At 43.5% G+C, this 11695-nt stretch carries 13 protein-coding genes; 7 read left to right on the top strand and 6 right to left on the bottom strand.

Translation table 11 applies throughout. The annotated features are described in order from the left end of the window. Nucleotides 1-23: 23 nt before the first annotated feature. From EL262_RS00985 to EL262_RS00970, 4 genes are all read right to left on the bottom strand, one after another. Entirely contained in the window at nucleotides 24-1934 is a 1911-nt protein-coding gene (locus EL262_RS00985; protein ID WP_025837567.1) for an ATP-binding protein, read from the bottom strand. A gap of 5 nt (nucleotides 1935-1939) precedes the next feature. Next, nucleotides 1940-2143 carry a polysaccharide synthesis transcriptional regulator SinR gene (sinR, locus tag EL262_RS00980; RefSeq protein ID WP_036853477.1) on the bottom strand — a complete coding sequence of 68 codons (204 nt, stop codon included), beginning with the start codon at nucleotides 2141-2143 and terminating at the stop codon, nucleotides 1940-1942. Between the two features lie 164 nt (nucleotides 2144-2307). Further along, on the bottom strand, nucleotides 2308-2625 hold the full coding sequence (locus tag EL262_RS00975) for a helix-turn-helix domain-containing protein (protein WP_025837562.1): 318 nt from the start codon (nucleotides 2623-2625) through the stop codon (nucleotides 2308-2310). Further along, nucleotides 2609-2962, bottom strand: coding sequence for a helix-turn-helix transcriptional regulator (locus EL262_RS00970; RefSeq protein ID WP_025837561.1), 354 nt, complete (start codon nucleotides 2960-2962; stop codon nucleotides 2609-2611). Before EL262_RS00970 ends, EL262_RS00975 begins: the two co-directional genes overlap by 17 nt. A 221-nt stretch (nucleotides 2963-3183) precedes the next feature. On the opposite strand from EL262_RS00970, the gene EL262_RS00965 reads away from it, so the two are divergent. Next, nucleotides 3184-3462: a helix-turn-helix domain-containing protein gene (locus EL262_RS00965; RefSeq protein WP_004584305.1), complete on the top strand. Its 279-nt coding sequence runs from the start codon at nucleotides 3184-3186 to the stop codon at nucleotides 3460-3462. Nucleotides 3463-3498: 36 nt separating this feature from the next. Next, nucleotides 3499-3801 carry a helix-turn-helix domain-containing protein gene (locus EL262_RS00960; RefSeq protein ID WP_025837558.1) on the top strand — a complete coding sequence of 101 codons (303 nt, stop codon included), beginning with the start codon at nucleotides 3499-3501 and terminating at the stop codon, nucleotides 3799-3801. A gap of 49 nt (nucleotides 3802-3850) precedes the next feature. Here EL262_RS00960 and EL262_RS00955 read toward each other — a convergent pair whose 3' ends face one another. Next, nucleotides 3851-4213: a virulence RhuM family protein gene (locus EL262_RS00955; RefSeq protein ID WP_004584303.1), complete on the bottom strand. Its 363-nt coding sequence runs from the start codon at nucleotides 4211-4213 to the stop codon at nucleotides 3851-3853. Between the two features lie 17 nt (nucleotides 4214-4230). Further along, complete coding sequence (locus EL262_RS00950; RefSeq protein WP_025837549.1) at nucleotides 4231-5466, bottom strand: site-specific integrase; 1236 nt, start codon at nucleotides 5464-5466, stop codon at nucleotides 4231-4233. Between the two features lie 593 nt (nucleotides 5467-6059). Between EL262_RS00950 and EL262_RS00945 the strand changes: the two genes are divergently transcribed. From EL262_RS00945 to pyrB, 5 genes are all read left to right on the top strand, one after another. Beyond that, nucleotides 6060-6566, top strand: coding sequence for a DUF4827 family protein (locus EL262_RS00945; RefSeq protein ID WP_051522680.1), 507 nt, complete (start codon nucleotides 6060-6062; stop codon nucleotides 6564-6566). A 16-nt stretch (nucleotides 6567-6582) separates the two neighbouring features. Beyond that, nucleotides 6583-7995, top strand: coding sequence for a phosphoglucosamine mutase (glmM, locus tag EL262_RS00940; RefSeq protein WP_078735712.1), 1413 nt, complete (start codon nucleotides 6583-6585; stop codon nucleotides 7993-7995). 18 nt (nucleotides 7996-8013) lie between these two features. After that, nucleotides 8014-9249, top strand: coding sequence for a peptidase T (gene pepT, locus EL262_RS00935; RefSeq protein WP_036853475.1), 1236 nt, complete (start codon nucleotides 8014-8016; stop codon nucleotides 9247-9249). Nucleotides 9250-9285: 36 nt separating this feature from the next. Continuing rightward, a complete protein-coding gene (gene gcvT, locus EL262_RS00930) occupies nucleotides 9286-10368 on the top strand; it encodes a glycine cleavage system aminomethyltransferase GcvT (RefSeq protein WP_025837544.1) in 1083 nt (360 codons plus the stop codon). A 385-nt stretch (nucleotides 10369-10753) separates the two neighbouring features. Beyond that, nucleotides 10754-11683: an aspartate carbamoyltransferase gene (gene pyrB / locus EL262_RS00925; RefSeq protein ID WP_036845613.1), complete on the top strand. Its 930-nt coding sequence runs from the start codon at nucleotides 10754-10756 to the stop codon at nucleotides 11681-11683. The last annotated feature ends 12 nt before the right edge of the window (nucleotides 11684-11695 follow it).

Below are 11695 nucleotides of genomic sequence, written 5' to 3'. Positions count from 1 at the left end.
GTCCTTTTAGAATTTATACCATTTCAAAACAACTTCAATTTGGATTGTTGATATAAAGTCATTCCGGGAATATCATCATACATTGCAGCTAATTTATTCCTAAGTCCAAACATTCGTTTCTCAGCAGTGTCAACAAGTTGATCAAAGTCTGTCAAGAAGATGCTTCCTTCATCTTTAGAACCTGCACGATACTGACGTTGTAACCCTTTTGCCACTTTATCTCCTACGACAAAAGCTGTTATTTTTGCAGTATTAATTCCCAATGCAATCAAACTGTCTACATAGTCAGTAGCTTGATTTCTTTCTTTACTTGTTATTTCAAAGCCTCCTCGTTTTAGTTCAACTATCAGAACTTTGGTTACTGTAGCTAGCTCATTATCGCCAAACTCTTCTACACCTGTCATGGAAAGAGAAGTACTATCAGCTAAAACGACAAGGTCTGGTCTTCTATTTGTTTTTACACCATTCCCATCCAAGATATCCCTTTTGAACAAAGTCCTCATTACGGTCTGAAGCTGCCTATTAGATGTATATTCGGGAGTATCATATTCAGGACCAAAAAGCCACCGAGATTCGGTTACAAGAGGGTGTAAGACATGTAACTCATCTGTGCTCTTATCTTTAGAAAGTTTTCTTATTGCTTCAATAATGGATAAGCGTCTATCAATTTCACTCAATACGGTGAGGGCATCCTTTACTGACCACTTATTGAGTATAGTATTAAGACCCGTAATATCTTCTTCCGTAAGTTGAGAGAGCTTCATTAAAAGCTCTTGTCCATTTTTCGATGATTCTAAATTTAACACAGCCTCAACGGCAATAGATATTGTTTCTTTAGTTGCTGTTGGAGAATTTATCGAAATATTCTCTATGATTTCATCAACCTCATACTGAGCCAATGGAGAAGCTTCTTTTAATTTAGCAGCCAATTCCTTCTTTACAATAGCCTTTGTTTCTTCTAAATTAGCCTTTGCTGTTTGTTCAAACATTGTATTCACATACTCTGCAACTGTTCGGTACAAATTTTCTGTTTCATTTGTGTTTTTGAAGCCACTCCAATCTTCCCTGACCAACTCGGCTAATTCGTTGCTTTGTATTACGATTGTATATCTCTTAGCAAGGGCGGTTCTGCCATCTAAAGAAAAAATAGTTCCTAATCCCCATGACGGAATGCCGATCAAACGACCGCTTTCCCAAAAAGCAATTCCTAGATAGATACTTTTGCGAGAAGATTTCTTTGAGTCTATAAAATTTGCAATAATGTTGTATCCATCTGATGTCTTCAATTCTGTTGTGTTTAACAAGCCATCTAGCTGATCTAAAGAGAGTTGCTGTTTGTTTACCTCTATTATGAATTCAGGATCATGTAGGAAACGAGAGGAGATTATTTCTCTAATTTTATCCACATTGGGAAGATTTCTATCAACTCGAACCTCCAATCTTGTACCATGCTTTGAAGAGGGTGAGATATTTTGTTCAATGACAGAGATCGCTTGATCTTTTACTTTAGTTGAAACTGTAAGAGAAAGTTCCTTCCCGTTTTTTGAAGTGACAACATGATATTCGTCGTTAAAGCATAAAAGGCTATGCCTGCCAATACCATTGCGTCCATAAGCCATGCGAGGACTTCTTTTCTTTTTATCTGGAAATAGAACCTGTTTACCTTGATGTGTTAGTTTGTTATATCCCAGGGTCATCCAACGTTGTTGAAATTCCTCTTCTGTCAAACCATTGCCATCATCTTCTACGACAAGGAGACCACCATATTCATCGGGAATGAATATGCTTACTTTTGTAGCACCTGCATCCCAAGCATTTGCAACAAGTTCCGTTAAAGCAATATCAGCTTGGCTGGTTATGGAACTATTCAACGTTCTAACAAGGTAGTCTTCCTCAAAAAGAGAGCGATATATAGGAGCAGATTTCTTTTTCATAGTATCTATTTATCGTCATTATCAACTAAAAGATCTGTTGCCTTTACTTGCAATACTACAGAAATCCGATATAGCATCTCAAGAGAGGGCTGTTGTCGATTGCAGACATATGCATTCACTGTGCTGAAACTTTTATTGAGCTTCTCTGCCAGCCATTTTTGAGATATTCCCTTTTCTTCAAGAACGTCTTTTATTCTATTCAATTTCATCTTTGTAAAAAGCACGAGGATCGTATATTCTACTACGAAAATAGCGAATTATTTCTGACATGCCTAATTTTTGAAGCAAAATCTTCTTTAATGCAAAAACGCCTTGTCATCACGACAAAACGGGGGCTTAACGACTGTGCACAATCAATTTACTCACTCTAAAGTCACATAGTTTTTTTCTTTGTTCTTTTTCGTTTTAGGTTTTCGGTAAAGTGGGCTTTCATGAAAGAGAGAATTTCCGATTCCAAGTACCAAGTTTTATGGTAGATAATGTGGAAAGGAAGTGTCCCGGAAGCACGGTAACGTTGCAGAGTACGCTTGCTGATTTGAAGCATCATACATACCTCTTGGTTATCCAACAACGGTTCTCCTTCTATCATTGGACGTTGGGGTATATCGTGAGTCGGCTGCTTCAAATCATCAAGACGCTTCATGATGCGTTCCATCCAGTCAAGAAAGGTCTCTCTATCCAATAGTTCCATCCTTTATCTTCCTACTTTTAAGTTTGAAGTTATGCCGTAGTTCTTCCATGTTCTTCGGATTACAGTAGAGACTTCTGTTGCGTATCGCCTCCTCGATGTCATGTAGGTCGTAGTAGCAACGCCCATAGATTATCTTGTAGCCGATTCGGTCTGCACTGCGCATACGCTGGAGGGTACGTTTACTGATACCTAGTATCGCGGCTAACTCATCATTGGAGATAAGGCGGTTTTCATACTCCGTCTTTGCCTTTTTCTCCTGCTCCACATACCGAAGAATCTTTTCTATCTTACCTATCAGTTCCTGAAAGGCTCTGCTTTCTAGTGTAATGACATCCATAACTATTTGACTTGATTATGGCACAAAGTTCGGGAGGGACAATAGGATGAATTGTATGGTAAATATGTACTGAATAAAGATTTTTCGCCTCAGTTTCAAATATTCTTCGACAAAGGCATCCATATCGAAGCCACAAGTACGCTATAATGGATAATCAGGGGCAGGAGTCTCTTTTCGTAACTACATTTGTGTGGAAGTGAAAATTAAAACGGACAAGAATTATGGAAGTAATAGCAATAGAGAGGAAAACGTATGAAGCCATGATGGAGCATTTCCGCATTCTGACAGCCAAAGTCGATGCCCTGTGTCGGGAGTGTGACGAGAAGCGTATGGGCAGGTGGCTGGACAATCAGGATGTCTGCCAAATCCTGAACATCAGTTTGCGTACCCTGCAAACCTATCGTAGCAACCGAATGTTGCCCTACACGCAAATAGGGTATAAGATGTTCTATAAACCGGAGGATGTCGGAAAACTGCTCGAACGATCCTCCGCTTTATAACCAATAAACAATCTAACCACTAAATCCAACGTAAATATGAACAATGACGTAAAGACAAAGAACGACAAAGAGATTGCGTACTTTTTCAACGCCGGTGACCGCATGATAAAAGGCATAGATGCTCTGCGGAAAAAGAACAGACCTCTGCTTAACGGTCATCGCTACCTGACGGATGATGAGTTGTCCCGTCTATTGCATATCAATCGACGCACGTTGCAAGACTATCGCAACATGGGAAGGATTTCCTTTATCAAGTTAGGCGGAAAGGTACTCTACCGAGAAGAGGATGTGGAAAAGCTGTTGCAAGAGAATTATCGCCCTCGGTTTGAGAAGCCTTGACAGAAAAACAGGCAGCAAGAAGCATTTTTCTTACTGCCTGTTCTCATATTCAGTTGTACCATCCACCTTTGCCATAACACACAAGTAGCGGAGAACTTGTTCTCTTCTTTTCGGTCACTCTTCCGATTATCCATTTACGGAAGCTCTTGGCTTCTGGAGAGGCAAATCGAAACGATAGCATCGTTATCATTTCAAGATTGTATAAATCTACAGCACCGTCCTTAAACATTAACCTTCGCATCACCTCATCTTCCCTGAGTAAGCCCTCTTTGAAGATAGACTTGATGTGGTTGCTTACCTTACCGGAGAATACGCCGAACAAATCGGCTATTTCACAAGCCGACATCCAAACAGGGCTTGTCGGAATATGTACCTTTCCGCCCTCTCCAATGGTTATGATTTCTCTTTTCATCGTTTGTCCTTCTTGTATTATATCGTGATCTCATTGAACTGCTCTACCTTACTCAGTTTATCGGAGAGTGCCGCCATGTCCCGACTCTCCTTTTCGTGGGTGATTTTGGCGTAAATCTGCGTGGTGCGGATATTCGTGTGTCCGAGCATCTTGGAAAGGGTCTCGATAGGAACGCCGTTGGTCAGGCAGATTTCCGTTGCCATGGTATGGCGACTGGTATGCCACGTAATCTCTTTTTCGATACCGCAGAGTCCGATGATTTTCTTGATGTTCTTGCAAGCGGTTATATACGTCGGAACGGGCAGAAGCAAATTATCATTCGCCATACCATCGTATTTCTCGATAATCTGCTTAGGAATATCTAAGAGCATGATGTTGGACTCCACCCCTGTCTTTTGTCGCTTGGTCATAATCCAGAGTTTCCCGTCAAAGGAGGTTTGAAGATTATCCTTGGTCAGGTTCTTCATATCGGTAAAGGACAAACCTGTAAAGCAACAAAAGATGTATAAATCCCGAACCAGCTCCATCGACTTGCGGCGGAATCTCAAATCCAACAGCCTGCGAATCTCTTCTTTCGTCAGATAATCTCTATCGGTACTCTCGGCATATATGCTGTAATCGACAAAAGGGTCACGGACTATCCATCCGTGGTTCTGGGCAATGGTAATCATACGGCGCAGGGGCATCATGTAAATCCATACCGTATTGTTACAGCATTGCTTTTCGGTGCGCAGGAAGATGTCAAAGTCCGTAATGAAAGGCGGAGTGAGTTCTTTCAAAGCAATATCGCTGACATGGTAACGCATCTTGATGAACTCCTCCAAATGCTTGTAGACCGTACAGTATTTTTCGTAGGTAGATTTGCTTCGCAAACCGGCATTGAGCAGTTTGGCGAAGTCCTCATTGTGCTGCGCGAAGACTTTCAGCAAGGTTTCATGCCGCATTTCCAAACCCAAGAAAGCGTTCTTTACTTTCTCGGCAGTGACATAGTTATCCCGCTCGGCTATCTCCTTGTATTTGGCATTGATACCGACACGTATCTTGTCCAAGAAACGGTTGGTTTCCAACGCAACGGTACTTTTTCCAGAAGCGCGATTGCTCTTGATGTCCCACAAATCGGGATGGATGTCGCATTTGCAACTGAACTGGGCAATGGTGCCGTCAATGGTGATACGACACATCACGGGAACGGAACCATTCTTCTTGGGAGCGTTCTTTTTGAGGTAGAACAGAACCTTAAACGTACTACGCATAACTCTGACTTTTATGGTTTGCAAAACTATTTATTGTCAGGTTATTTGTTGCTACGCAAAACATTGTCGTTCAATGGTAAAGAAGCAGTCCGCAATTTATTTGCCTGTTTCCTTTCATCGAAGTACCTTTGCAGGAGGTAATCCCCGAAGTTCAGGTCGGATATTGCGCTGTTCGTTACCGCTTTTCCCACCCCTCACTTGCAAAGGAGGTGGTAATGTTTTGGTAACGCTGCTCTGTCCGGAGGTGGCATAAATCCGTCTTTTCGAAGTTCTCCGCCAAATGGCTTAAAATCCAAAACTGACTGACTCACAATTCATTTGCGCCATTTCGCCTTTTCTTGAACCTTGAGGATAGATTTTTTCCGAAAAGTGTTGCTTTTGTACGAATTTATCGCTTTCCAAGAAGCCCCCTCGAATAAAGTTGAATAACTCGTAGAAAAAAGCTACTTTTGCGATAGTTTGTCATACACTAAAACAGTAATCTATACAACACTATGAATATAAATAGGTTATACATCCTCACTTCCCTCGTTACATTAGCAGTTGCATTACTTTTCACGTCATGTGAGAAAAAGCGCATATCATACACAGATATGATAAAGAGAGAGAATAAGGAGGTATCTGAGTTCATGAGCAAGAACAGCATGAGAGTAGTAGAGGACTTTCCAGAAGGATTGATAACTCCTGAGAACGTCTTTGTGAAAGTGCTGGAAGGCGTATACATAAGAGTCATCAACCCCGGGAACAATACAAAACCGATATCAGGGAAGACTCGTGTTTCGGCAAGATTTTTGGTAAAGAGCATCTCCGATCGTCGTAAGTTTGAGGCTGACATCATTTCACCTCAATCAGGAGGTACCCACCCTCTCAGATTTATCTACCGAGAAAATAGAGAGCATCTGACACCGGATCCTCAGGCTTCTGAAAATGAAGCAACGAACAACCGCTTCCTTTGCGGCGCTATGTTGCAGAGTCTGAAGTACCTCGGAGATGGTGCAGTCATCCAGATGATAACCACATTCAGAGAAGGACCTTCATTCGCTGCGGAGGAAGGGATTCCTATGTATTTTGAGCGCCTTCAATACCAATTTATAAAATAATACACGACCGAAATCAATGAGTTTGATTAGTTCGATCTCCGGGATAAGGGGAACTATCGGTGGGGAGATTCACTCCGGCCTTAACCCCATCAATATATCAGAATTTACTTCAGCCTTCGCGTCTTATATACGTCAGACATCCCCCACAAAAAGCAATAAGATTGTCGTCGGTAGGGACGCTCGTATTTCAGGAGAGATAGTCAAAGGTATTGTCATCAATACGCTTAGGGCTATGGGGATGGATGTCGTAGATTTAGATTATGCGACAACGCCTACGACAGAGATGGCAGTAACGTATGAAGGCGCAGATGGGGGTATCATCATCACCGCGAGCCATAACCCCAAACAGTGGAATGCCCTAAAGCTGCTCAACCACAGAGGTGAGTTTTTGGACAGCGAGGCTGGAGAAACGATTCTATCATTGAGCCAATCACGGGCATTCCAATATGCCGGCGTGGATCATCTCGGAAAAATTGAGCACAAAGACTTTACCAAGAAACATATCGACGCCATACTCGCACTACCTGAGGTCGATGTCGAAGCCATCCGGAGGTGCAACTTCTCAGTTATAGTTGACTGTATCAACTCAGTAGGATCGATCATCGTACCGGATCTACTGAAGGCTCTAGGGGTTCGGGACATACACCTTATCCACGATGATCTTAGTGGCAACTTTGCTCATAACCCCGAGCCACTACCCGAGCACCTCACGGATCTTTCTGAAAAAGTTGTGACCCTCGGTTCCCATGTCGGATTTTCCGTCGATCCAGACGTCGATCGTCTTGCTATCGTTTGCGAAGATGGTTCTATGTTTGGGGAAGAAAATACCCTTGTATGTATTGCTGACTATCTTCTTGAGCATCATCAGTCAGGAGCAGCGACTACGGTGTCAAATCTTAGTTCTTCTCGAGCCCTTAGAGATGTCACCTTGAGACATGGGGGACAGTACTTTGCTGCAGCAGTAGGAGAAGTAAATGTAGTACGTAAGATGAAAGATGTCGGTGCTCTCATCGGTGGCGAAGGTAATGGAGGAATTATCTTTCCAGCTCTACACTATGGGCGAGATGCCTTGGTCGGGATTGCACTATACCTCACCATCATGGCTCGTAGGATGAAGACACCTACACAACTGCTGGCATCGCTACCCAAGTATGCAATGGCAAAGAAAAAGGTCGAACTCAATCCGGCTATAAATGTCGATCAGATACTCTCAAAGATAGAGAGACTCTACGCTGACAGTGAATCTGACATCAGCATCTCGACGATAGATGGCGTCAAGATAGACTTTCAGACCAAGTGGGTGCATCTAAGAAAGAGCAACACAGAGCCCATCATTAGGATTTACTCGGAAGCTCCGACCCTCGCAGAAGCGGATGAGATTGCAGATGAGATAATCCAAAAGATAATGGCTGAGTCTAACATCAAGTAAATCAAAATCCAAAAAAATATGGAATCCAATAGAACACACCCCATAGTCGATAGGTTTCTCAGATACATCAGCATTGACACAAAGTCTGACGAAACGTCCGAGACAGTCCCAAGCACATCGATACAGTTTAATCTCGCAAAAGAACTCTTTCAGGAGCTCACAGAGATGGGGCTTAAAGATATCTCTTTGGATGAGAAATGTTATCTGATGGCTACCCTTCCTGCAAATACAGACGAGTCAAGACCTACCATCGGATTTATAGCTCACTTGGACACAGCTCCGGATATGGACGGAGCCAAGGATCCCAAGATTGTAGATTACAAGGGTGGAGACATCACGCTCTGTGAAAAAGATAACATCGTGCTATCCTCAGCATTGTTCCCTGAGCTCGAGCAGTACAGGGGACAAGAGATCATTGTGACCAATGGGCATACTCTCCTTGGAGCTGATGACAAAGCCGGAGTTGCTTCGATCATGCAAGCAATAAAATATCTAGTCGATCATCCCGAGATCAAGCACGGTACGATCAAGGTGGGATTCACACCCGACGAAGAAATCGGCAGAGGAGCTGACTTTTTTGATGTGGAGAAGTTCGGAGCTGATTTTGCTTATACTATTGATGGGGGACAGATCGGAGAATTGGAGTTTGAGAACTTTAATGCAGCAGGAGCCAAGGTCTTCTTCAAAGGTCGCAATGTGCATCCCGGTTACGCTAAGGACAAGATGGTCAATGCCATGATTTTGGCGATGGAGTACAATAGTTTCCTCCCTGCCGCAAGGCCTGAGAATACAGAGGGGTACGAAGGCTTTTATCACCTCGTCAATATGTCCGGGACAGTCGAAGAGGCCCAACTTACGTATATCCTCAGAGATCATGACAGAGAAGCGTTCGAACTCAAAAAGAGGTCCATCCAAGCCACGGTAGAGCGTCTCAACGAGCTCTATGGTGCAGGTACTGTCACTGTCGACATCAAGGATCAGTATTACAACATGAGAGAGATAGTCGAACCAAAGATGTACATCGTCGATCATGCAGCCAAGGCCATGCAGTCTGTGGGGGTCACTCCGGATATCAAGCCCATACGTGGTGGTACAGATGGCTCTCGCCTTTCGTTCATGGGACTACCCTGCCCTAATGTCTTTGCAGGCGGTCACAACTTCCACGGTCGTTATGAGTATCTTCCGATTCCGTCTCTTGTCAAGGCTATGGAAGTAATACTTGCGATTGCAACCCTTCCCGTAGAAAAGAATTAAACAACAATATCAAACAACTAAACTATATTCAACACTATGAAATCTACTCCATTTACCTCGATTCATGAGAAGTTAGGAGCACGTATGGCACCTTTTGCCGGTTACAATATGCCTATCGAATACTCTGGTATCATCAATGAGCATAACAATGTCATCGAGAACGTCGGCGTCTTTGATGTATCGCACATGGGTGCCATCTACGTTAAGGGCGAAAAAGCTCTCGAATACCTACAAGCCGTTTGTAGCAATGATATCTCAAAGGTCTCTCTCGGTAAGGCGCAATACAACTATATGCCAAACGACAAAGGTGGTATTGTCGATGACTTCATCCTTTATCACTTCGATGGAGAATATATGCTCGCTGTCAATGCTGCAAACATAGAAAAAGACTTCGAGTGGATGCTCAAGCACAAGATCGACGGAGTAGAAATTGAAAACAGATCAGAGAGGATCTCCATCCTTGCGATTCAAGGCCCCAAGGCGAAAGCTACGATCCAAAAGCTCACAGATGTCAATCTTGACGAAATCCCATTCTACGCTTATGCCATCGGCAAGGTAGCCGGTATCGATGCCATCATCTCAAACACAGGTTATACCGGAGCCGGTGGTTTCGAGCTATACTTTGTGGATCTCAAAGATCCTCAAATGGTATGGGACTCACTGTTCAAAGCTGGTGAGGAGCACGGTATCCTCCCTACAGGGCTTGGTGCAAGAGACACACTCCGTCTTGAGATGGGATACTGCTTGTACGGTAACGATATCGATGAGACTACCAATCCCCTCGAAGCAGGATTGGGTTGGGTCACAAAACTTATCGATGGTAAGCCTATCCCCAGTCGCGCACTCCTCGAACAAACAAAGGCTGAAGGTCTCAAGCGCAGGTTGGTAGGTTTTGAACTCCTTGACAAAGGGGTTGCACGCCACGGTTACGAGATCACAGACGAAGCTGGAGAAGTCATTGGCGTAGTCACGTCAGGTACCATGTCTCCATACCTTAAGAAGAGCATCGGCCTTGGCTATGTTCCTAAAGACTTCGCAGGCGAAGACACTAAGATCGGCATCAAGGTACGTAACAAAGTACTTTCTGCAAAGGTGATCAAGTTGCCATTCCGCAAGTAAGATTGACGCATAAGCGCATAAATCAAAAAAGGTCGTTGGGTTTTACTATTATAACCCAACGACCTTTTTCGCATTCGTCAATCAGAACAACAGCCTATAGACACTCAAAAAGTCGTAAAAGAGAAGAAATCAAGTCGTATGATTTGATGACAAAGGTCGTAAGACTTGATGATGAAGATCGTATGACTTCATGAAAACTCGTCTGACAGTGTTTCTGACATACAAGTTTTTTTGCATACTAAGATGAAACAACATAGTGAAGTCGCTACATACTCGTAAGTGTGGACTGATAGCTCTTCCGTTGCATCGTTTGTGAAGATTATCTATATTTGTTTTACGATTTGGGGCTAGGATGGCTCCTATAATTACAACACATCTTCCTTCCATGAATATCAAGAGCCTTTATTCGATAGAACAGCTCTCTTCAGATGAGATCATCAACATCTTGGACAGAGCTGAGTACTTCGAGCAAAATCCCAACTGTGACTTCCTTCAAGGTAAAGTCGCCGCAACGCTTTTTTTCGAGCCTTCCACCAGAACACGTTTGAGCTTTGAGACCGCCGTAAATCGGCTCAGAGGACGAGTGATAGGGTTTACTGATGCCAAGACTACGAGTTCGGCAAAGGGGGAGAGTCTCAAAGACACCATCCTCATGGTGGCCAACTATGCTGATGTTATCATCATGAGACACTATCTCGAAGGCGCAGCTCGCTATGCCTCTGAAGTGACCGATGTACCGATCATCAATGCTGGAGATGGTGCAAACCAGCACCCATCCCAGACGATGCTTGACCTCTATTCGATACGCAAGACACAAGGCACTCTGAAAGACCTCAACGTAACCATGGTAGGAGATCTCAAGTATGGTCGCACAGTGCACTCACTGATCGAAGGGATGAGCCACTTCTCTCCGACTTTTCACTTTGTAGCCCCACAGGCTTTGGCTCTACCGAGAGAGTATGTGGAGTACTGCGAGGGCAAAGGTATACCCCATACGTTCTCAAACGAACTCTCTCGAGAAGTGATCGAACGAAGTGACATCATCTATATGACGCGAGTTCAAAGGGAGAGATTCACCGACGATGAGGACTATGAAACGATCAAAAACTCGTTCATTCTCAGCGCAGATATGCTCGATGTGGCGAAACCCAACCTGAAAATACTCCACCCCCTACCCAGGGTCAATGAGATCACTTATGATGTGGATGACACACCACATGCATACTATTTCACTCAGGCTCTCAACGGTCTCTATGTACGTGAAGCTCTCATTTGTAGAGCTTTGGGCATCGATGTCCCTGCGAAAAAGAAGTAAGCAGTATCAGTA

It is taken from the genome of Porphyromonas cangingivalis (assembly GCF_900638305.1).
GTDB classification, from domain to species: Bacteria; Bacteroidota; Bacteroidia; order Bacteroidales; family Porphyromonadaceae; genus Porphyromonas_A; species Porphyromonas_A cangingivalis.
The sequence above is the reverse complement of the archived record's forward strand: the minus strand, read 5'-3'. Positions and strand labels throughout refer to the sequence as shown.